This window comes from Aeromonas sp. PrichA-15 (genome assembly GCF_017939245.1).
GTDB classification, from domain to species: domain Bacteria; phylum Pseudomonadota; class Gammaproteobacteria; order Enterobacterales; family Aeromonadaceae; genus Aeromonas; species Aeromonas caviae.
Genome location: NZ_JAGKRH010000002.1, coordinates 1 through 21,665, shown reverse-complemented (window position 1 = coordinate 21,665; position 21,665 = coordinate 1). Strand labels below are relative to the sequence as shown.

Annotated in this window: 20 protein-coding genes; 4 read left to right on the top strand and 16 right to left on the bottom strand. The window is 62.1% G+C overall.

Annotation, left to right across the window (positions count from 1 at the left end):
- Nucleotides 1–26: 26 nt before the first annotated feature.
- The 3 genes from J9889_RS00700 to trxA form a co-directional block, all read right to left on the bottom strand.
- The gene (locus tag J9889_RS00700; protein ID WP_010672371.1) at nt 27–1,034 is read right to left on the bottom strand and encodes a hypothetical protein; all 1,008 of its coding nucleotides are present in this window, start codon (nt 1,032–1,034) and stop codon (nt 27–29) included.
- A gap of 106 nt (nt 1,035–1,140) precedes the next feature.
- Complete coding sequence (gene rho / locus J9889_RS00695; protein ID WP_010672370.1) at nt 1,141–2,406, bottom strand: transcription termination factor Rho; 1,266 nt, start codon at nt 2,404–2,406, stop codon at nt 1,141–1,143.
- A 207-nt stretch (nt 2,407–2,613) separates the two neighbouring features.
- On the bottom strand, nt 2,614–2,940 hold the full coding sequence (gene trxA, locus J9889_RS00690; RefSeq protein WP_010672369.1) for a thioredoxin TrxA: 327 nt from the start codon (nt 2,938–2,940) through the stop codon (nt 2,614–2,616).
- 113 nt (nt 2,941–3,053) lie between these two features.
- On the opposite strand from trxA, the gene rhlB reads away from it, so the two are divergent.
- The 4 genes from rhlB (at nt 3,054) to J9889_RS00670 (ending at nt 7,305) form a co-directional block, all read left to right on the top strand.
- Nucleotides 3,054–4,343 carry an ATP-dependent RNA helicase RhlB gene (gene rhlB / locus J9889_RS00685; protein WP_202041444.1) on the top strand — a complete coding sequence of 430 codons (1,290 nt, stop codon included), beginning with the start codon at nt 3,054–3,056 and terminating at the stop codon, nt 4,341–4,343.
- A gap of 13 nt (nt 4,344–4,356) precedes the next feature.
- Nucleotides 4,357–5,847 (top strand): guanosine-5'-triphosphate,3'-diphosphate diphosphatase, encoded by a 1,491-nt coding sequence (gene gppA, locus J9889_RS00680; RefSeq protein ID WP_104455035.1) that lies wholly within the window; start codon nt 4,357–4,359, stop codon nt 5,845–5,847.
- Between the two features lie 201 nt (nt 5,848–6,048).
- Entirely contained in the window at nt 6,049–7,032 is a 984-nt protein-coding gene (locus J9889_RS00675) for a DUF4382 domain-containing protein (protein ID WP_104455034.1), read from the top strand.
- 30 nt (nt 7,033–7,062) lie between these two features.
- Complete coding sequence (locus J9889_RS00670) at nt 7,063–7,305, top strand: Rho-binding antiterminator (RefSeq protein ID WP_104455033.1); 243 nt, start codon at nt 7,063–7,065, stop codon at nt 7,303–7,305.
- Nucleotides 7,306–7,385: 80 nt separating this feature from the next.
- On the opposite strand, the gene J9889_RS00665 is transcribed toward J9889_RS00670, so the two are convergent.
- The 13 genes from J9889_RS00665 to J9889_RS00605 all read right to left on the bottom strand — a co-directional run bounded on the left by J9889_RS00665 (nt 7,386) and on the right by J9889_RS00605 (nt 21,477).
- Nucleotides 7,386–8,138, bottom strand: a complete 753-nt coding sequence (locus tag J9889_RS00665; protein WP_104456034.1) for a class I SAM-dependent methyltransferase — start codon at nt 8,136–8,138, stop codon at nt 7,386–7,388.
- Between the two features lie 60 nt (nt 8,139–8,198).
- Nucleotides 8,199–10,757, bottom strand: coding sequence for a GGDEF domain-containing phosphodiesterase (locus tag J9889_RS00660; RefSeq protein ID WP_210555815.1), 2,559 nt, complete (start codon nt 10,755–10,757; stop codon nt 8,199–8,201).
- A 234-nt stretch (nt 10,758–10,991) separates the two neighbouring features.
- Nucleotides 10,992–13,034: an oligopeptidase A gene (prlC, locus tag J9889_RS00655; protein WP_210555814.1), complete on the bottom strand. Its 2,043-nt coding sequence runs from the start codon at nt 13,032–13,034 to the stop codon at nt 10,992–10,994.
- A 221-nt stretch (nt 13,035–13,255) separates the two neighbouring features.
- Nucleotides 13,256–14,275 (bottom strand): porphobilinogen synthase, encoded by a 1,020-nt coding sequence (gene hemB / locus J9889_RS00650; protein ID WP_039041081.1) that lies wholly within the window; start codon nt 14,273–14,275, stop codon nt 13,256–13,258.
- Nucleotides 14,276–14,278: 3 nt separating this feature from the next.
- Nucleotides 14,279–15,064, bottom strand: a complete 786-nt coding sequence (locus J9889_RS00645; protein WP_200163971.1) for a TatD family hydrolase — start codon at nt 15,062–15,064, stop codon at nt 14,279–14,281.
- A gap of 111 nt (nt 15,065–15,175) precedes the next feature.
- Complete coding sequence (tatC, locus tag J9889_RS00640; protein WP_010672360.1) at nt 15,176–15,928, bottom strand: twin-arginine translocase subunit TatC; 753 nt, start codon at nt 15,926–15,928, stop codon at nt 15,176–15,178.
- Nucleotides 15,925–16,380, bottom strand: coding sequence for a Sec-independent protein translocase protein TatB (gene tatB, locus J9889_RS00635; protein ID WP_113069289.1), 456 nt, complete (start codon nt 16,378–16,380; stop codon nt 15,925–15,927). The genes tatC and tatB overlap by 4 nt, the downstream gene beginning before the upstream one ends.
- 3 nt (nt 16,381–16,383) lie before the next feature.
- Nucleotides 16,384–16,632: a Sec-independent protein translocase subunit TatA gene (tatA, locus tag J9889_RS00630; RefSeq protein WP_010672358.1), complete on the bottom strand. Its 249-nt coding sequence runs from the start codon at nt 16,630–16,632 to the stop codon at nt 16,384–16,386.
- Nucleotides 16,633–16,671: 39 nt separating this feature from the next.
- Nucleotides 16,672–18,312 (bottom strand): ubiquinone biosynthesis regulatory protein kinase UbiB, encoded by a 1,641-nt coding sequence (gene ubiB, locus J9889_RS00625; protein ID WP_010672357.1) that lies wholly within the window; start codon nt 18,310–18,312, stop codon nt 16,672–16,674.
- Entirely contained in the window at nt 18,312–18,920 is a 609-nt protein-coding gene (locus tag J9889_RS00620; protein WP_029313421.1) for an SCP2 sterol-binding domain-containing protein, read from the bottom strand. The genes ubiB and J9889_RS00620 overlap by 1 nt, the downstream gene beginning before the upstream one ends.
- A gap of 8 nt (nt 18,921–18,928) precedes the next feature.
- Nucleotides 18,929–19,681 carry a bifunctional demethylmenaquinone methyltransferase/2-methoxy-6-polyprenyl-1,4-benzoquinol methylase UbiE gene (ubiE, locus tag J9889_RS00615; RefSeq protein ID WP_039041078.1) on the bottom strand — a complete coding sequence of 251 codons (753 nt, stop codon included), beginning with the start codon at nt 19,679–19,681 and terminating at the stop codon, nt 18,929–18,931.
- 65 nt (nt 19,682–19,746) lie between these two features.
- A complete protein-coding gene (gene crcB, locus J9889_RS00610) occupies nt 19,747–20,124 on the bottom strand; it encodes a fluoride efflux transporter CrcB (protein ID WP_210555813.1) in 378 nt (125 codons plus the stop codon).
- An 87-nt stretch (nt 20,125–20,211) separates the two neighbouring features.
- Nucleotides 20,212–21,477: a cytosine deaminase gene (locus tag J9889_RS00605; protein ID WP_210555812.1), complete on the bottom strand. Its 1,266-nt coding sequence runs from the start codon at nt 21,475–21,477 to the stop codon at nt 20,212–20,214.
- Nucleotides 21,478–21,665: the final 188 nt, after the last annotated feature.

Below are 21,665 nucleotides of genomic sequence, written 5' to 3'. Positions count from 1 at the left end.
CCCCAGCGGGATCAGGTGGTCCCGCATTATAACCCTGGCGGCGTATCCGGTGTACCCGTATCGGACCTCATGACGGACGAGGCGTGTCGCCGCTCCTGAAGCGTCAGCCGGTTTGCCAATTGACCCAGGAGCCTGGGCTCGTCCATCTGCAGCAACAGGCCGGCCACCAGCCCGCCATACTGGTGCTTGCCGAGTTCGGCCAGGAGGAACTGCTGGGCCCCGTCCGGCAAGGGGGAGAGGCGGCTGAGCTGGTGCAGGGCGGGGACCATCAGGCGGCTGTTCTGGCTGGCGGCGATCAGCAGATCGCTCGCCTCCTGACCTGAATAAAAGCGGGAAATGGTGTGCAGAGCAGTCAGGCTATCGTGATCCACTGGCTGACGCCACAGCTTGAGGTAGAGTGCCGTCTCCCCGGTCTGTTCGATGAAGTGCAGCAGCAACTGGTTGTCCGGCAGGAAGAGATTGAGGGCGGCAAGCCGCTGCGCCTCCCGACGCAGCACGGATACCGGCTGCCGATCGAGCACCGCCAGCAGGGCCTGCTGCTGCTGTGCCAGCTCGGGATTGCGGCTGTAGTAGACCTGCTTGAAGTCGAAGCGATCCTGCTCCAGCAACTGGCGATAGTTGTCCTGCCAGGCCAGCTGCTGCCAGTGGCTCAGCACCAGCCGGGCCTCGGCGGGGAAGTCGTAGGCGGGTAGCTGCACCAGGAAACCGTCCACCTTCCCTTCCACCAGCCATTGTGGCGCCTTGGCCGCTTGTGCCCGCACCCAGGCCAGCAGCGCCGGGCTCGGTGCGCCCGATGACTTGAGCTCACCCAGCAACTGGAACAACAGGAACTCCCGCTGCCCCACCGACAGGGTCTCGAGCAACGAGTCCATGGCATCAAACTGCCCGAGCGCCATGCGGCCGTCCAGGTACGCCCGATGCCCCTCCAGTCCCTCGTCCGCCACCAGGGGAGCCTGCAATTGCGGCGGGGAATCGGCATGCACCGGGGCCGCCAGCCACAACCAACCCATCCATATAAACAACACCAGCTTCATGACGTCCCTTTCCTTGTGACATCGAGGCTTCATACTACTAAGCCAGCCGTGAAATAGATAAACAAAAACCGCGACCTAGGCCGCGGTTTTGTCATGGAAGAGGCTGTTACTTCTGTTGACGCTTCATGGAGTCGAAGAACTCGTCGTTGGTCTTGGTCGCAGCCAGCTTGTCGATGAGGAACTCGATGCTGTCGATCTCGCCCATGGGGTGAATGATCTTGCGCAGGATCCACATCTTCTGCAGCTCGTCCGGTGCGGTCAGCAGCTCTTCCTTGCGGGTGCCGGAGCGGGTGATGTCGATGGCCGGGTAGACGCGCTTCTCGGCAATCTTGCGCGAGAGGTGCAGTTCCATATTGCCGGTACCCTTGAACTCTTCGTAGATGACTTCATCCATCTTGGAGCCGGTATCGATCAGCGCGGTGGCGATGATGGTCAGGCTGCCGCCCTCTTCGACGTTGCGCGCCGCACCGAAGAAACGCTTCGGACGGTGCAGGGCGTTGGCGTCCACACCACCGGTCAGCACCTTGCCGGAAGACGGGATGACGGTGTTGTAGGCGCGGGCCAGACGGGTGATGGAGTCCAGCAGGATCACCACGTCCTTCTTGTGCTCGACCAGACGCTTGGCCTTCTCGATCACCATTTCGGCGACCTGGACGTGACGGGAGGCCGGCTCGTCGAAGGTGGAGGCGATGACTTCGCCCTTCACCATCCGCTGCATCTCGGTCACTTCTTCCGGACGCTCGTCAATCAGCAGCACGATCAGCTCACAATCCGGGTGGTTGTAGGCGATGCTCTGGGCGATGTTCTGCAGCAGCATGGTCTTACCGGCCTTGGGCGGTGCAACGATGAGACCGCGCTGGCCCTTGCCGATCGGGGATGCCAGATCCAGCACACGGGCGGTGATGTCTTCGGTGGAACCGTTGCCACGCTCCATGCGCAGACGCTCGTTGGCGTGCAGGGGAGTGAGGTTTTCAAACAGGATCTTGTTGCGGGAGTTTTCCGGACGGTCGTAGTTGACGTCGTTGACCTTGAGCAGGGCGAAATAGCGCTCGCCCTCTTTCGGCGGCCGGATCTTGCCGGAAATGGTATCGCCGGTACGCAGGTTGAAGCGGCGGATCTGGCTCGGGGAGACATAGATGTCATCCGGACCAGCGAGATAAGAGCCGTCTGCACTGCGCAGGAAACCGAAACCGTCGGTCAGGATTTCCAGCACACCGTCGCCAAAGATATCCTCGCCGCCCTTGGCGTGCGCCTTGAGGATTGCAAAGATAATGTCTTTCTTGTGCGCCCGAGCCAGATTTTCCAACCCCATGGATTCGCCAAGCTGGACCAGCTCGGACACAGGAGTGTTCTTAAGTTCAGTCAGATTCATAGTGGTGAAAGTCTGTAAGCAAGGATTGAAATGAGGAGACAGTCTGCTGGATTGATGCTGATCGGATTTGACTTGCCAGGCTGGTAGTTAAGCAAAGAGTCAGGCAAAAAGGTTAGCAAACGAGCGATAAACTAGCACCAATCAGGGTGAGCGTCTAGGTGATAAAACACAAGGAGCGCATTATTGCAATGCGCTCCTTCTTGATTATTACAGGTTGCCGTCCAGGAACTCTTTCAGTTGGGTCTTGGACAGGGCGCCGACCTTGGTCGCTGCCACTTCACCATTCTTGAACAGCAGCAGGGTCGGGATACCACGAATGCCGTACTTGGGCGGAGTGTCGGCGTTATGATCGATGTTCAATTTCGCCACGGTCACGCGACCTTCATATTCCTGAGCAACTTCGTTCAGGATCGGGGCAATCATCTTGCACGGTCCACACCATTCGGCCCAGAAATCGACCAGAACAGGGCTGTCGGCGTTGATTACATCGGCCTCGAAGCTGGCATCGCTCAGCTGAACAATCTTGTCACTCATCTCCAACTCCAGTCAGTAATTAAGGCTTTATTGATGGTTCAACAAAGGCAATAGTTGCCCTATTTGAAATGATCCTGTTTATTATTGCAAGCCTAACCTGATAACCTACCGCCATGAGCAAAACACATCTAACGACCGAAAAATTCGCCCAAATGGGCCTCGAACCCGAAGTTCTGGCTGGTCTGGAATCAAAGGGATTTCACTATTGTACGCCCATCCAGGCACTGTCCCTGCCCCTGCTGGTTGAAGGTCATGACCTCGCCGGTCAGGCTCAGACGGGGACCGGCAAAACCCTGGCTTTCCTGGCGGCGACATTCAACTATTTGCTGACCCATCCGCTGACCAGGCCGCGCCTCATCAACCAGCCCCGCGCCATCATCATGGCCCCGACCCGGGAGCTGGCCGTCCAGATCTATAACGATGCAGAGAGCATATCAGCCTCCACCGGGCTCAAGCTCGGTCTCGCCTATGGTGGCGAAGGCTACGACAAGCAGCTGGCCGTGCTGGAACAGGGCGTCGACATCCTGATCGGCACCACCGGCCGCATCATCGACTACTTCAAGTCCAAGGTCATCGATCTCGGCAACATCCAGGTCGTGGTACTGGACGAAGCGGATCGCATGTTCGATCTGGGCTTCATCAAGGACATCCGTTTCCTGTTCCGCCGCATGCCCCCCGCCACCGAGCGTCTGAGCATGCTGTTCTCCGCCACCCTCTCCCTGCGGGTGCAGGAGCTAGCCTATGAACACATGAACCACCCGAAACATGTGCAGGTCGAACCGGAACAGATGACCGGCGTGCGGATCAAGGAGGAGCTCTTCTACCCCTCCAACGAAGACAAGATGTTGCTGCTGCTCTCCCTGATGGAAGAGGAGTGGCCCGAGAAAGCCATCGTCTTCGCCAACACCAAGCACGTCTGTGAAGACGTTCATGCGTGGCTGGAGAACGACGGCCACCGCGTCGGCCTGCTGACCGGCGACGTGCCGCAGAAGAAGCGGATGAAGATCCTGGAAGAGTTCACCAAGGGCACCCTGGATATCCTGGTCGCCACCGACGTGGCCGCCCGTGGTCTGCACATCCCCGACGTGACTCACGTCTTCAACTACGACCTGCCCGACGATGCCGAAGACTATGTCCACCGCATCGGTCGTACCGGCCGCGCCGGCAAAAGCGGTCACTCCATCAGCCTGGCCTGTGAAGACTATGCCTTCAACCTGCCGGCCATCGAGGAGTACATCCACCACCCCATCCCGGTCAGCAAGTATGACCGCGAGGCGCTGCTGGATGACGTCACCGCACCAAAACGGGTGTTCCGCAACCGCCAGCCGGTGAACCGCAACATGCGGGATCGCCAGGGCGGTGGCAACAGCAACAACCGTCGTCGTCCCCCCCGCAAGAACTGAGGGATCGGCCAAGTTGCACAACTCGCCTCTCTATGCCGCCATCGACCTCGGCTCCAACAGCTTTCACATGCTGGTGGTGCGCGAGGTCGCCGGTGCCCTGCGCACCGTCACCAAGGTCAAACGCAAGGTACGCCTCGCCGCCGGCCTCGATGCCGATTTTCGCCTCAACCGTGCCGCCATGGAGCGGGGCTGGGATTGTCTGCGCCTCTTCTCCGAGCAGTTGCAGGACATCCCGTCCGACAATATCCGGGTAGTGGGCACCGCCACCCTGCGCCTGGCCACCAACGTCGACGAATTCATCAGCGAAGCGGAACGGGTGCTCAACCACAGCATCGAGATCATCTCGGGCGAGGAAGAAGCCAAGACCATCTATGAAGGTGTCTCCTGGACGTCGGCAGGGGAAGGCAACCGGCTGGTAATCGACATCGGCGGCGCCAGCACCGAGCTGGTGATCGGCGAGCAGAGCGAAGCCAAGCTGCTCAACAGCCTGCACATGGGCTGCGTCACCTGGCTCAACAACCACTTCGGTGATGGCGAGCTCTCCGAGACGCGCTTCAACCAGGCCATTGCCGCCGCCAAGGCGGTACTGGAGAAAGTGGCTGCGGACTACCGTGTCCTCGGCTGGCGCACCTGCGTCGGCGCCTCCGGCACCGTCCAGGCGCTGCAGGAGATCATGCTGGCCCAGGGCAAGAGCGAGCGGGTCACCCTGCCCAAGTTGCAAGAGCTGATGGGTCAGGCCATCGCCTGCGGCAGAGTCGATCAGTTGCAGCTCGAAGGGCTGGCGGCCGAACGGCTGACCGTGTTCCCCTCCGGTCTCGCCATCCTGATCGCCATCTTCGAGACCCTCGACATCGAGAGCATGACCCTGGCGGGCGGTGCCCTGCGTGAAGGACTCATCTACGGCCTGCTCGGCAACAATCACGACTGTGATGCCCGGGATCGCACCGCCGACAGCCTGATCAGCCGCTACCAGCTGGACAAGGAGCACGCCGAGCGGGTGCGCGACACCGCCATCCAGGCCTTCACCCAGCTGCAGCCGGCCTGGCGCCTCTCCAAGCGCTACGGTCGCCCGATCCTGCGCTATGCGGCCCTGCTGCACGAAATTGGTCTGTGCATCGAGTACAAGAAGGCGCCGCAACACGCCGCTTACATCATCGACAACATCGACATGCCGGGCTTCACCCCGGCCCAGAAGAAGCTGCTGTCGGCCCTGCTGCTCAACCAGCGGGACGACTTCAAGCTGGAGCCGCTGGAGAAACAGGGAGCCGTGACGGCTCGCCAGGCGATCCGGCTGGCCCGCATCCTGCGCATCTCCCTGATCCTCTGCATGCGCCGCACCCAGGGTACAGTGCCCCAGTTCATGCTGCAGGCCGATGAGGATGCCCTGACCCTGACCCTGCCCAGGGGCTGGCTGGACGAGCACTACCTGCGGGCCAGCGAGCTGCGCCTGGAAGTGGAGCGCCAGCAGAAGATGGGCTGGTCCACCCGCCTGCTGGAAGCCTGAACGGGCGCCCTGCGCCCGCTTCGCTTCTTTTCCCGCCCGTTCCGACAATCCCTTTCGCAGCCATCATTGGCGCCATTCAACGCCTTACCGTTGATTTTATTGTACTTTCAACCCAATTCCGGTTCTCCGCTCCCCCTGCCATCTAGCCTGTGCCAGCGGCTCGGCTAGAGTTGAGTTGTCTCTCTCACAGGAACGGAAACCATGAAACATTTACCCCTGATAGCCCTGACTGCCCTGCTGACCGCCTGCGGTGGCGGCAGTGACGACAACAGCCAGCAGAATGCCGAGATGTCCCTGGCCTTCTCCGATGCCCCGGTGGATTCGGTCAGCAAGGTCTGCATCGCCGTCTCCAACATCAGCATCCACCCCGTCTCGGGGAGCGAGCTGGCCTGGACCACCGCCAGCTTCCTGACATCGGCCCAGGACGATGGCTGCACGCCGACGGGAGAGATCATCCCTCTGGACGCCTCAGGCCACCCCCTGTTCACCTATATCGATCTGCTGAAATACCCGGGCTCCAGCAGCCGCCCCCTGCTGGCCAGCCAGAGCGTGGTCCCCGGCGACTACAGCCAGATGCGGCTGCGGATCCTGGATGGCCGGGATGCAGGCAATCAATTCCCGGATGGCACACCCTACTCCTACGTCCTGCAGGATGACAGCGTGATCAAGCCGCTGGAGGTGCCGAGCAACGAGCTCAAGCTGGATGCCTTCACCATAGCCGCCAACGGCCTCAGCGCCTTCACCACAGAGTTCGACCTGCGCCACTCCATGGTGCTGCCGGGCCACGAGGAGCATTACAAGCTCAAGCCCAGAGGGGTGCGACTGGTGAACAACACCGAGGTCGCCACCGTCAGGGGCACGGTGGCGGCAGGGCTTTGCGGCGGCCAGCTCACCGACAAGGCCTTCGTCTACTTCTACGACGAACTGCGCCCTGTGGGAGATGACGCCTATCCCGACATGGCCGACCTCGACAACGGCTTCTACGCCAGCGCCCCCGTCGTTCCCCTGACGGGTGGTGGTTACGGCTACGAGCTGGGCTTCGTCAACCTCGGCAGCTACGACATGGTGCTGGTCTGCAACGGCGACGAGGATGATCCCGAGCTGGCCAACGACCCGCTGCAGCTGGAGCAGGTGCTGAAGGCGCAGCCGGTGACGGCCCCGACCACCAGCATCAATTTCCAGTGACGGGCCTGGGGCCGAGGTAGGAGAAGCACCATGACAGGGTATCAACCCATCAGTTGCGACCTCTACGACTGGCTCGAGATCGCCGCCCGCTGGCAGCTGCCGGTCACCCTCACCGGTCGGGACGGCCGCCTGTGGGCAGACAGGATCCGCACCATCGAGGCCAGAGAAGGCGTCGAGTACCTGCTATTGCAAGGCGGCGAGCGCCTCAGCCTGGCGGATCTGGCGAGTCTGGAGCTGCTCTGGCAGGGGGAAGAGAAGCGGATCCGCTTCTAGCCGCCGAGTGCGAACAACGAAAGAGGGCCCGCGCTGCGGGCCCTCTTGCTATCTGACACCTTGACTCAAGCGCGCTCGATTCAGCCTGCCGCCAGCGCCGCCATCACATAGACGTCGAAGCGGTTGCTCTTGGTCTCGATGGCCATGCTCGGCTTCTGCTCGTTGAGCCAGCCCGCGTAGTCCGGCCGCTTCACCACCACCCGTTTCTCCGCCATCCTGAGCGCCGCCGGCAGCAAGGCGTCGGCGTCCAGATCGGCCCCCACCAGGGACTGGAACACCCGCATCTCTTTTTTCACCAGCGCCGACTTCTGCTTGTGGGGGAACATGGGATCCAGGTAGATGACCTCGGGCCGTTCGGTCAGCGCCAGCAGGGTCTCCACCGCCGGCCCGTGCAGCAGCTGCATCCGCTCGCGCACCCAGGGGCCTATCTCGGGATCCTGGCCCGCCCGCGCCAGGCCGTCCTGCAGCAGGGCCGCCACCACGGGGCTGCGCTCGATCAGGGTCACCCTGCAGCCGAGGGAGGCGAGCACGAAGGCGTCACGGCCGAGCCCGGCGGTGGCGTCCACCACGGTCGGCATGGCCCCCGACTTCAGCCCCACCGCCTTGGCGATGGACTGGCCGCGACCACCGCCGAACTTGCGGCGATGGGCCACCGCCCCTTCGATGAAGTCCACATAGACGGCCCCCAGCTTGGGCTCGTCCAGCTTGCGCAGCTCCAGCCGTGCCTCGGTCAGCACCAGCGCGAAGGGGGCCGGAAACTCCACCCCGGCCAGCCGCAGCCGCAGGGCGTCGAGCTCGCCATCGCGGGCGGGGACTTCACTGAAAACCTGAATATGGGGCATAACACGGACTCATCACGGCGCAGGAGCCGGCATGATAGCAGAAGCGGGAGATCAGCTCACCGTGGTCAGGTTCATCCCCTGACGGTTGAGGCCCAGGTACTCCACCAGATCGTCATAGGGCAGCGGACGGCTGAGCAGGTAGCCCTGGGTGAAGGCACAGCCCTTCAGGCAGAGGAAGTTCAGCTGCTCCCGGGTCTCCACCCCTTCGATCACCACCTGCATGCCGAGGTTGTGCACTATGTTGATGATGCCGTCGAGCAGCAGCCTGTCCTGCTCGTTGAAGGGGATGTGGCGCACGAAGGAGCGGTCGATCTTCACCAGATCCACCGGGAAGGTGCGCAGGTAGTTGAGGGCCGAGTAGCCGGTGCCGAAGTCGTCGATGGCCAGCTTGCAGCCCGCCTCGCGCAGGGCATCGATCCGCACCCTGTGCTGATCGCTGGTCTCCATCAGCAGGGACTCGGTGATTTCGATGATGATGTCCGCCGGGTCCAGGTTGAAGTGACGGATCACCCTGAGCCACTCGTTGGCCTCCGGGTCTATGGTCTGGAACTCCAGGGTGGAGCGGTTGATGGACATCTGCAGATCCGGGAAGCCGGACTGCTGCAATCTGGCCAGATCCCGGCAAGACTGCCACAGCACCAGGGCACCCAGCCCCTGGATGAGCCCCGCCTCTTCCGCCAGCGGGATGAAATCCGCCGGTGAGACCTGACCCCAGTGGGGGTGATACCAGCGCACCAGGGCCTCCAGCTTGGCGACCCGGCCGCTGCGGTTGTCCCAGATGGGCTGGTAGGCCATGGTCAGCTGGCCCAGCTTGATGGCCTCCGCCAGATCGTGCTGCATCTGGTGGCGCTGGCTCACCTCTTCCCGCATGGAGGCGTTGTAGGTGCCGAGGGGGCGTCCCTGGCGCTTGGCGACGAACAGGGCCTGCTCGGCATTGCGCAAGAGCTCGTCGCTGTCGCCGCCGTCATTGGGACAGAGGGTGATCCCCAGGGTGGCGGTCACATAGAGGTGCTGGTTGGCCAGCATGAAGGGACGGGCAAAACCGCCGATCACCTGCTTGGCAAACACCTCGGCCTGACGGCGGTTGACGATGCCGGGCACCAGGAAGGCAAACTCGTCGCCGCCGATGCGGGCCACTAGGTCCTCGGTGCGCACCCGGCTCACCAGCCGATCCGATACTTCCCGCAGCAGGGCGTCGCCCACATGGTGATCCATGCTGTTGTTGACCGCCTTGAAGTTGTTGAGGTCGAGCACCATGAGGGCGAAGCGCTCCCCCCGCTCGCAGAAGCGGGCCAGACAGCGACCGAACAGCCAGCGGTTGGGCAGGCCGGTGAGGTTGTCGTAGTTGGCCTGGGCGGCGATCTTCTGCTCCGCCAGCTTGGTCTGGGAAAGATCGCTGAAGATGGCGATGTACTGACTGATCTTGCCCCCTTCCCGCACGGCGCTGATCATCAGCTGCTGGGGATAGAGCTTGCCGTTCTTGCGCTTGTTCCACACCTCCCCACGCCAGATCCCCACCCGCTCCAGGGCGTGGTACATGTCCGCATAGAAGGTCTGATCGTGCAGTCCGGACTTGAGCATGCTGGGCCGCTGGCCACACGCCTCCTCCTCGCTGTAACCGGTGATCTTCTCGAAGGCCGGATTGACCGAGATGATGCGACTGTCGGCATCGCACACCAGAATGGCTTCGGAGAGGTTGTCATAGACCCGGTGGGAGAGCTTGAGCTGCTCCGCATGGCGCCTGATGGGATCGATGTTCTCCAGCACCACCATGAGATAGTCGGGGTGCATCTGCTCGTTGCGGATCAGGGTCACCGTCACCCGTCCCCACAGGACGGTCCCATCCCGATGGAGATAACGCTTCTCCTGGGTAAACGCGGGACGCTCCCCCCGCTTGAGGGCGTCGTAGAGCGCAATGCTGGTCTGCCAGTCGTCCGGATGGTTGATTTCGGCGACGGTGAGCTGTTGCAGCTCCTCCTGGCTGTAGCCGAGCATCTTCTCGATGGCCGGGTTCGCCCAGAGGATCTTGCCGCCCAGATCCACCTTGCCGATGCCCACGGGCGCATGGGACATCATGGTGTCCAGGAAGTGGTGATGTTCCGGTTGCGCCGGCTGCTCCTGGCTCTGGCGCTGCTGATACATCAGCGCCAGTTCACGACCGGCGAGCGGGGCCAGCAGACGCAGCAGGCCCACTATCTTCTCCATTCTCGGCATGGCCCGCTTGAACATGACGCTGCACAGGCCGATGGTCTCTCCCTCGGCGTTCTTGAGCGCGACGCCGGCATAGGCTCTCACCTCGCAGCGCTCCAGCACGGCGGCGTGGGGGAACAGCTGGCGGGTGCGATCACTGAACCAGGCTTCACCCTGTTGCATGGCGATCTCCCCCGGAGTGTCGGCGAGGGGGAAGCTGTAGGAGTTGATGTCGAGGGAGGCGGGATAGGCGGCATGCACGGTAAAGAACAGACCCGCCTGATCCTTGCCGGACACCAGGACGAAGTCAGCCCCCACCGCGTTGGCGATTTCACTCACAAAGGCATCAAAATATCCCTGACCACTCGAATGAGACAGGCTGGAGATGATTTGATAGACAGACTCGAGTGCTCGCCTCATGGCAAGGTTCTTTCTCTCCCTGGAAGGTAGAACCCGACTCTACTGAAGAGGCGGGGACAGTGCAAACATGCACTCCGCAAGATATTAAAAAGGCTTGGAAAAAGGGACCAAAAGGTCCCTTTTTCTATCAAAAATCACGTTTCGATCCCACTATGCCGCAAATGTGTACCTGCTTGAAGCTCCCGCAGTGGCGCGGCAGCTCATCCAATCGAGGCTCACTGTGGCGGCGGGACCTCACGCGGCGATACCGCTGTGACGCAGCAGCGCATCCACCTGGGGCTCCCGGCCACGGAAGGCACGGAACAGCTCCATCGGCTCCCTGGAGCCGCCCTTTTCCAGAATGTTCTTCAGGAAGGAGTGGCCCGTGGCCGGGTTGAAGATCCCCTCCTCCTCGAAGCGGGAGAAGGCGTCGGCAGAGAGTACCTCGGCCCACTTGTAGCTGTAGTAGCCCGCCGCGTAGCCGCCCGCGAAGATGTGGGAGAAGCTGTGCTGGAAGCGGTTGAACGCCGGAGGCGTCATCACGGCGACCTGGCTGCGCACCTCATCCAGCAGCGCAGGGATCTGATCCGCTCTGGTCGGGTCAAAGGTCTGGTGCAGACGGAAGTCGAACAGGGCGAACTCCAGCTGGCGCAGCATCTGCATCGCCGCCTGGAAGTTGCGGGCGGTCAGCATCTTCTCCAGCAGATCGGCGGGCAGCGGCTCCCCGGTCTCGTAATGGCCGGAGATGAAGGCCAGCGCCTCGGATTCCCAGCACCAGTTCTCGAGGAACTGGCTCGGCAGCTCCACCGCATCCCAGGCCACGCCGTTGATGCCAGCCACGCCAGCCACATCGATGCGGGTCAGCATGTGGTGAATGCCGTGGCCGAACTCGTGGAACAGGGTGACCACTTCGTTGTGGGTAAACAGGGCCGGCTTGCCGTCCACCGGGCCGTTGAAGTTGCAGGTCAGGTAGGCCACCGGCTTTTGCAGGGAGCCGTCCTGACGGTAGCGGCGACCCAGGCAGACATCCATCCAGGCGCCGCCCTGCTTGTGCTCGCGGGCATAGAGATCCAGGTAGAAGCTGCCGCGCAGCTCGTCATCGGCGTCAAAGATGTCGTAGAAGCGCACATCCGGGTGCCAGGTGTCGATGCCGAGACGCTCGCGTACCTTCATGCCGAACACCCGCTTGACCACCTCGAACAGCCCCTTCACGACCCGGCCGGCGGGGAAATAAGGACGCAACTGCTCATCAGAGACCGAAAACTTGTGCTGTTTGAGCTTTTCTGCGTAATAGGCAAGATCCCAGGCCGCCAGTTCGTCCTGACCGTGCTGCTCGGCGGCAAAGGCGCGGATCTCCTCCAGCTCCGCCTTGCCTTGGGGCAGGGACTTGGCAGCCAGGTCGGTGAGGAACTCCACCACCTGCTCCGGCTTGTCCGCCATCTTGGTCGCGAGGGAGAGCTCGGCATAGTTGGCAAAGCCCAGCAGTCGGGCCAGCTCCCGGCGCAGGGTGAGCAACTCGGTCATGATGGCGGAGTTGTCCCACTTGCCAGCGTTGGGGCCCTGGTCGGAGGCGCGGGTGGTGAAGGCCTCATACAGCTCGGCACGCAGGGCGCGGCTGTCGGCATACATCATCACCGGCAGGTAGGAGGGGATGTCCAGGGTGAACAGCCACCCCTCCTTGCCCTTGAGTTCGGCCATCTGGCGCGCGGCAGCCTGGGCGCTCGCGGGCAGACCAGCCAGCTCGGCCTCGTCGGTCACCAGCTTGTGCCAGCCCTGGGTCGCGTCCAGCACGTTGTTGCTGAAACGGGAGGCGAGCTCCGAGAGGCAGGCCTGGATCTCGCCGTAACGCTGCTGCGCCTCGGCAGGCAGACCGATGCCGGAGAGGCGGAAATCGCGCAGGGTGTTCAGGATCTCCTTGCGCTGGGCATCATCCAGCCGGGGGAAGTCATCGCTCTCGGAGAGGGCCAGATAGGCTTGATAGAGCCCTTCATGCTGACCGACATAGGTCTGGAATTCGGAAAGCAGCGGCAGGCAGGCATCGTGAGCCGCCCGCAGCGCCTCGCTGTTCTGCACGGCGTTGAGGTGGCTGATGGGGGACCAGATCCGGGAGAGGCGGTCGTTGACCTCTTCCAGCGGGGCGATCAGGCTGTCCCAGGTGTGAGGCTCCTTCTGGGCCAGCACATCCTCAATCTTCTGTTTGCAATCGGCGATGGCCTGCGTCACGGCAGGTTGCACCTGATCGGGCTGGATCTGGCTGAAGGGAGGCAGCGAGTCCATTGTCAGCAAAGGGTTAGTCATCTGCGGTACCTCTAAATGCTCTGCAGCCCCTGCCGTCCAGAAGCCTGCTTGGACCATCTAAGATGTAGGCAGAAACCCCATTTATCAAGCCTTTGCCGCCAAGAGACGGGCTTGTTGCCCACTTTTTCAGGCATTTTGTTCATAAAACCAGCACTTCATCTGCCAGAGACGACAATGCCGGCCCGAGGGCCGGCATTGTGAGGGCATGGACACTCCCCGCCTCAGCGTCGGGCGTCCTCTTTCAACCACTGGGCGACCCGCTTGGCGAAGTAGGTGAGGATGCCATCGGCCCCGGCCCGCTTGAAGCAGAGCAGGGATTCCATCACGCACTCTTTCTCCTTGAGCCAGCCATTCTGGATCGCCGCCATGTGCATGGCGTACTCGCCGCTCACCTGATAGGCGAAGGTCGGCACGCCGAACTGATCCTTCACCCGGCGGATGATGTCCAGGTAGGGCATGCCCGGCTTGACCATCACGCTGTCCGCCCCTTCGGCGATGTCGAGGGCCACCTCGTGCAGGGCTTCGTTGCCGTTGGCCGGGTCCATCTGGTAGGTGGCCTTGTTGCTCTTGCCGAGGTTGGCGGCGGAGCCCACCGCATCGCGGAACGGGCCGTAGTAGTGGGAGGCGTACTTGGCGGAGTAGGCCATGATCTGCACGTTGACGAAGCCATTCTCCTCCAGCGCCGCGCGGATGGCACCGATGCGGCCGTCCATCATGTCGGACGGTGCCACCATGTCGGCCCCGGCGGCGGCATGGGAGAGCGCCTGCTTCACCAGGATCTCGGTGGTGATGTCGTTCTGCACATAGCCTTCGTCATCGATGATGCCGTCCTGGCCATGGGTGGTGAAGGGGTCGAGCGCCACATCGGTGATGACCCCGAGCTCCGGGAAGCGAGCCTTGAGGGCACGGGTCGCCCGCTGGGCCAGGGCATCCGGGTTGTAAGCCTCTTCCGCCATCAGACTCTTTCTCTCCAGCGGCGTCACCGGGAACAGGGCCACCGCCGGCACACCCAGGGCCACCAGTTCGGCGGCCTCTTCGAGCAGCAGATCGATGGAGAGCCTGTCCACCCCCGGCATGGAGGCAACGGCCTCTCGCTGACCCTCCCCCTCCAGCACGAACACGGGATAGATGAGATCGTCGACGGTCAGTACGTTCTCTCGCACCAGGCGGCGGCTGAAGTCATGTTTGCGCACCCGGCGCAGGCGACGGCCCGGGAAGGCCCCCGGAAGAGTTGTGGCCATGAATCACTCCAAAAGCGGAAGTTGGAAGAATGCGGCGGAGGTGGCCCGGGTATGGGCCAGCAAGGCCTCGGGCGCTTCACCACGGCAGGCCGCCACCACCTGGGCGATGTGCGGCAAAAAAGCGGGTTCGTTGCGTTTGGGCCTGGGTTTCAGATCCCGCGGCACCAGGTAGGGGGCGTCCGTCTCTATCATCAGGCGACCCGCCGGAATGCGGGCCACCTGCTCGCGCAGCAGCTGGCCACGGCGCTCGTCACAGAGCCAGCCGGTCACCCCGATATGCAGCCCCAGCGCCAGGCACTCGTCCAGCTCGGCGTCGGAGCCGGTGAAGCAGTGCAACACGGCCCCCGGCAGGCGGGGCAACCAGGGGCGCAGGATCTCGACGAATTTGTCATGGGCATCGCGGCAGTGGAGAAACACCGGCATACCGAGCTCGGCGGCGAGCGCCAGCTGGGCGTCAAACACCGCGTCCTGCACCGGACGGGGGGAGAAGTCCCGGTTGTAGTCGAGACCGCACTCGCCGATGGCCACCACCTGGGGCAGGGCCGCCAGTTCCCGCAAGGCGGGCAGGGTCGCCTCATCGACGCTTTTGGCATCGTGGGGGTGCACCCCGGCGGTGGAGAAGCAGTAGCCCGGCCACTGGGTGGCCAGCTCGGCACTGGCCTGGCTGCCGGCCAGATCCGTGCCGGTCAGGATCAGGGCTTCCACCCCGGCGGCGCGCGCGCGTTCCACCAGGTCGGCTTGTTCGCCTGCGAACTGGCTGCTGGTCAGGTTCAAACCGATGTCGATCATGGAGTCAGGGGTTCCGGACAAACGAGGTGCATATCAGGCATTTGAAAACCATCTACTCAATGGGGCCTTACCATACGCCTCGAACGGATGCATGAAAAGAGGAAGGGAGCCTCAGCTCCCCTCTTCCGTTTGTTGCTGCTCTTCGTCCTCTTTCTTCACGTAGAAGCGGGCGAAGAACAGACCTATCTCCCACAGGCCCCACATGGGGATCGCGAGCAGGGTCTGGGAGAAGACATCGGGCGGCGTCAGCAACATACCGACCACGAAGACCCCGACGATGACGTAAGGGCGCTTCTCCTTCAGGCTCCTGGGGGTGGTCACCCCGGTCCAGCAGAGCAGTATGGTGGCCACCGGGATCTCGAACGCCACCCCGAACGCGAAGAACAGGGTCAGCACGAAGTCCAGGTAGCTGGCGATGTCGGTCGCCACCGTCACCCCGGCGGGGGCGGTACTGGTGAAGAAGCCGAACACCAGGGGGAACACCACGTAGTAGGCGAACGCCATCCCCGCATAGAACAGCACGGCGCTGGAGGCCACCAGGGGCAGGATCAGCCGCCGTTCGTGCTGGTACAGACCGGGTGCGATGAAAGCCCAGGCCTGATAGAGCAGATAGGGGATCGCCACGAAGAAGGAGACCACCAGGGTCAGCTTGATGGGCGTGATGAAGGGTGTCGCCACATCCGTCGCTATCATGCTGGTGCCTGCCGGCAACTGGCTGAGCAGCGGCTGGGCCACGAAGTCGTAGATGTTGTTGGAGAAGTAGATGAGCGCGATGAACACCAGCAGGATGGCGGAGATCGCGCGCAGCAGACGGGTTCTCAGCTCCACCAGATGGCTGATGAGGGGTTGTTCTGCCTGACTCATGGCTTACCCTCCCCTTTGGCTGCGGACTCGCTGGCGGGCACAGGCTCGCTCTCTCGCTGACTGTTGACCGGCGGAACCTCTGGGGTGGGCGTCGGGGCCGCCACCGGAGTAGCTGGCTCAGCCTGGGCGGGCTCCCGAGGCGGGCGGATCTCGTTCTCCCCCTGATAGGGACGATTCACCGACTGGGCGGCCGCTTTCAACTGCTCGATGGACTCCTGCAGCTCGGGGCTCAGGTTGTTCATCTGCAACCGTTCGGCCTTCTTCAGATCGTTGTGCAGATCCTGCAACTTGAGCTCCTGTTCCAGCTCGGCCTTGACCGAGTTGGCGGTGCTGCGGATCAGCCTTATCCAGTGGCTGGCGGTGCGGATCGCGACCGGCAACCGCTCGGGACCCAGCACCACCAGGGCGACGACGCCGATGACGACCAGTTCCCAAAAACCGATGTCGAACATGGCTTAGGCCTGATCTTTGTCTTTCTGCTTGGCGGCTTCGGCGTTGCTGGCCGTCTCGTTCAACTGCTTGGTCGGAAACTCGGCATCTTTCTGCTCGGGTTTGGTGTCGGCCGGCTCATCGGAGAGCGCCTTCTTGAACCCCTTGACCGCCGCGCCCAGATCGCCGCCGATACCGCGCAATTTCTTGGTGCCGAACAACAGCACGACGATGACTGCGATGATCAACAACTGCCAAATACTGATACCACCCATGACTTTCTCTCCGGATAGGCGCCCGATGGCGCAGGTTATTTAATGGGAACGGGTTCGCAACCAACCCAGCAGCCAGCATAACCCGGCGCCGGCGAGGCTGATTTGTCCCCACTCAATGTGTTGTTTCTGGGTCAGCAAGAATACACCCGCGAGCAGCAGGCTGGCTCCAACCCCTAAGAGGTAGCGGGCCTGCCCCTGACGGCGACTGTGGCGACGGAAATCGGCAAACATCTGGTCGAAGTGGTGCTGCTGATGGCGGGCCTGACGCAGGGTCTCATAGACCAGCTCCGGCAGCTCCGGCAGTTTCTCCGCCCAGAACGGCGCCTTCTCCTTGATGGCATTCCACACCGCCTTGGGGCCGACCTGCTCGTGCATCCAGTTTTCCAGATAGGGCTTGGCGGTCTGCCACAAATCCAGCTGGGGATAGAGCTGGCGACCCAGCCCTTCCACATAGAGCAGGGTCTTTTGCAGCAGCACCAGCTGCGGCTGCACCTGCATGTTGAAGCGACGGGCGGTGTTGAACAGATTGAGCAGCACGTGGCCGAAGGAGATCTCGGAGAGCGGTTTCTCGAAGATGGGCTCCAGCACGGTGCGGATGGCGAACTCGAACTCGTCCACCTTGGTATCGGGCGGTACCCAGCCTGACTCTACGTGCAGCTCGGCCACACGGCGGTAGTCGCGGTTGAAGAAGGCGAGGAAGTTCTCCGCCAGGTAGCGCTTGTCTTCCCGGTTGAGGGTGCCGACGATGCCGCAGTCGATGCCGATCCAGAGCGGATTCTCGGGGTGTTCGAAAGAGACGAAGATGTTGCCCGGGTGCATGTCGGCGTGGAAGAAGCTGTCACGGAACACCTGGGTGAAGAACACTTCCACTCCGCGCTCGGCCAGCAACTTCATGTTGGTGCCGTTGGCTTCCAGCGCGGCAATGTCGGAGACCGGAATGCCGTAGATACGCTCCATCACCAGCACCTGCTCACGGCAATGGTCCGTGAACACCTCGGGCACATAGAGCGCCTCGGAACCGGTGAAGTTGCGGCGCAGCTGGATGGCGTTGGCCGCTTCGCGCATCAGGTTGAGCTCGTCGAGTATGGTCTTGCGATACTCCTCCACCACCTCGACGGGGCGCAGTCGTCCGCTCTGGGGCACGAAACGGGCCACCAGACGGGCCAGGGCCTGCATCAGGCGCAGGTCGGCCTCGATGACCGGCTCGATATCGGGACGGATCACCTTGATGACGATCTCGCGGCCGTTCTCCTTCAACCGGGCGGTGTGCACCTGGGCGATGGAGGCGGATGCCAGCGGCGTCTCGTCGAAGTCATCGAACAGGGTCTCGACGGGGCAACCCAGGCTCTCTTCTATCTGGCGACGGGCGGCCTGACCACAGAAGGGAGGCACCCTGTCCTGCAGCAGGGCCAGCTCTTCGGCAATGTCGGGGGGCAGCAGGTCTCGGCGGGTCGAGAGCATCTGGCCGAACTTGATGAAGATGGGGCCCAGGGCCTCGAAGGCGAGGCGAATGCGGGCGCCACGGCTCATGCCTTGTTGCTTGTTCTTGAGCCAGAACAGACTGCGACGGGCCAGACGGCCAGGCCAGGGCTGATAACGGGCGGGCACCAGCTCGTCGATGCCCTGTTCCAGCAGGATGCTGACGATGCGATAGAGGCGTTTGAACTCCTTCGGGGTCATCAGCTCACCTGCTGTTCGAGGCGGGCAAGCCGCAACTCGATCGCCTTCATCTGTTGGGCCAGCTCTTCGACATCGTCATTGAAGCTCGCCACTTCCAGCGGACCCGGGGCAAGCCTAGCCTCCTCGGTCAAATACTCGGCCACTTGACGCTGGGAACGGCACAACTCTCGCCCCACAAAACGGCGAGCCTGACGGGCACCACTGCACAGGGTGTGGGCCACCACGTCGCCGGTGTAGCGGGACAGCTCCTCTTCCCAGTCGATATCGAGCTCGCCAAGCAGGGCGCTGAATGCCTGCACCAGCTGGGGGTCACCGCTCAGGTCCAGCTTCTCCTCGCGGATGTAGCGGGTCAGGGCGGAAGGCTCCTTGAGCAGGCCGAGGGCGGTCAGGGAGAGACTCAGCACCGCATCCGCCTCCCCTTCAAACCTGGCCAGCACATCCAGACGGCGCTCCGAGAAGACAAACCAGAGCGGCTTGAGCTCGCGCAGCTCCAGTTTGAGTACCTTGCCCGTCAGCTTGCGCAACCGCTCCGGGCTCTGTTTGTCCAGGGCCAGCAACTGGTTGAGGCTGGTTTCGATCACCGCGGTGACCATGGCATCCATCGGCATAGGCGACCTTAAAACTTGTAACCGCGGTGCAGGGCGACCACGCCCTGGGTCAGGTTGTAGAACTCAACCTGTTCGAACCCGACATTCTCCATCATGCCTGCCAGGGTCTGCTGATCCGGGTGCATGCGGATGGATTCCGCCAGGTATTTGTAACTTTCGCTGTCATTCGCGACGATTTCGCCCATTTTCGGCAGCAATTTGAAGGAGTAGAGATCATACAGCTTGGCGATCACTTCGCTCACCGGTTTGGAGAACTCCAGCACCAGCAGGCGGCCACCCGGCTTGAGCACCCGGAACATGGAGGCAAGTGCCTTGTCCTTGTCGGTGACGTTGCGCAGGCCGAAGCCGATGGTGATGACGTCGAAATGGTTGTCAGGGAAGGGGAGCGCCTCGGCATTGGCCTGTACGTAGGAGACGTTGTTGGCCACCCCCAGGTTGCGCAGTTTGTCGCGGCCCACTTTCAGCATGGAGTCGTTGATGTCCGCCAGGACCACCTGACCGGTCTCACCCACGATGCGGGAGAACTTGGCGGTCAGATCCCCTGTACCGCCAGCCAGATCCAGCACCTTCTGTCCTTTGCGGACACCGGAGCAGTCGATGGTAAAGCGCTTCCAGAGGCGATGGATGCCGAACGACATCAGATCGTTCATCAGATCATACTTGGCCGCTACCGAATGAAAGACACCGGCGACCAGGGTTTCCTTCTCGGTCGCTGCCACGGTTTTATAGCCAAAATGCGTAGTAGTAGTCTGTTCCGACATCCCTCAAATACCCATAGAGCAAAGAATGGCCGCCAGTTTACCAGAGCCGATGGCGTGCGGACACCTCAAACCCGGCTTGCGACCAACTGCATCCCCAGCACGACCATGGCCAGACAGAGGAACAGATTGAGACCGATATTGAGCAGCACCTTCAGATAGGCCCCTTGCTGGGCCAGCACGACCGTATCGAGGGCAAAGGAGGAGAAGGTGGTCAGGGCGCCGAGGATACCCACCATCAGCAATGGCTTCATCGGGTGTTCCACCACGTGACCATGGCTGATCAGGGCATAGGCAATCCCCATGATGAAGGAACCGACCACGTTGACCACCAGGGTGCCATAGGGAAAGTGGCGTCCCAGCAGCCAGGCCATCAGCTCGGCGATGCCAAAACGCAGGCAGGCACCGAAGGCGCCTCCGGCAGCGACAAATAACCAGGTTTGCATCAAGCAGTCTCCAAGAGTGTCAGGTTGGCATTATGCAAAATGTCGGCAGCAGGGGACAGCCGGGCAATTAATCGACCCTGCTAGACCCTAGCGGCGAAAGTCTACCCGTTCTGGATTCACAAGGTGGAGGGTCGTCTCGGCCGGGCGAGTATCGGCGATGACTCTGCCATGGCGGATGGAATAACGTACCGGCACCTGGCGGCGCACCGCATCGAAACCATTCTCTGCAGGAAGGATCAGCAGGTTGGCGGGCTTGCCCACCTCGATGCCGTAGCGATCCTGCGCGTTCAGGGTGCGGGCGCTGTGGCTGCCGATCAGCTTGAGGCTGTCATTGATCTGCTCGTAGCCCATGATCTGGCAGACATGCAGCCCCATGTGCAGCACCTGCAACATGTTGGCCGTGCCCATGGGATACCAGGGATCGAACACGTCGTCATGACCGAAACAGACGTTGATGTTCGCCTCCAGCATCTCCTTCACCCGGGTGATGCCACGACGCTTGGGATAGCTGTCGAAGCGCCCCTGCAGGTGAATGTTCACCAGCGGATTGGCGACGAAGTTGATGTCCGTCATCCTGAGCAGCCGGAACAGCCGCGAGGCATAGGCTCCGTTGTAGGAGTGCATGGCGGTGGTGTGGCTGGCGGTCACCCGATGGCCAATACCGCGCTCGTAGGCCAGGGTTGCCAGCGTCTCGATAAAACGGGACTGTTCGTCATCGATTTCGTCGCAATGCACATCCACCAGAACCTGATATTTCTCTGCAAGATCGAAGACGTAGTGCAGACTTTCGACCCCGTACTCCCGGGTAAACTCGAAATGGGGGATGGCGCCTATCACGTCGGCGCCCAGTTTGAGAGCCTCTTCAAGTAACGCCTTGCCGTTGGGGTAGGAGAGGATCCCCTCCTGTGGGAAGGCCACTATCTGCAGCTCCACCCACTCCTTCATCTCCTCCCGCACCTCCAGCATCGCCTTCAGGGCGACCAGATTGGGATCGGAGACATCCACATGGGTGCGGACGAATTGGATGCCGTTGGCGATCTGCCACTTCAACGTCTGGATGGCCCGCAGCTTCACATCCTCGCGGGTCAGCAGTGCCTTGCGCTCCGCCCAGCGCTCGATCCCCTCGAACAGGGTGCCGGAGAGGTTCCAGCTCGGCTCGCCAGCCGTCTGGGTGGTATCAAGATGGATGTGAGGCTCGATAAAGGGGGCGATGGCGAGACCCTCCTCACCATCAAGCTCATGGGCTGCGAGCAGAGGGGTGCTCATGGGCTCGATGGCCCGGATCACGCCTCCCTGACAGAGGATATGCCACATCCCTTCCCTGCCCGCCAGACGCACATTCCTAATCAGCATGTTCTTTCCCCTTCGAAAGCGTAGTTGTCTTTGCCAATCCACAACTTATACCAATCAGATTAAAGATGTGATCTAATTGCTCTATTCTGGTTTCACTGTACTCAGTATGTCCGATCCAATCGATTTCTTGGCCCTCGCCAAGGCAGAAACCAACGCCAGGAAACGCATGCGATTCCTGGCGTTAGCAC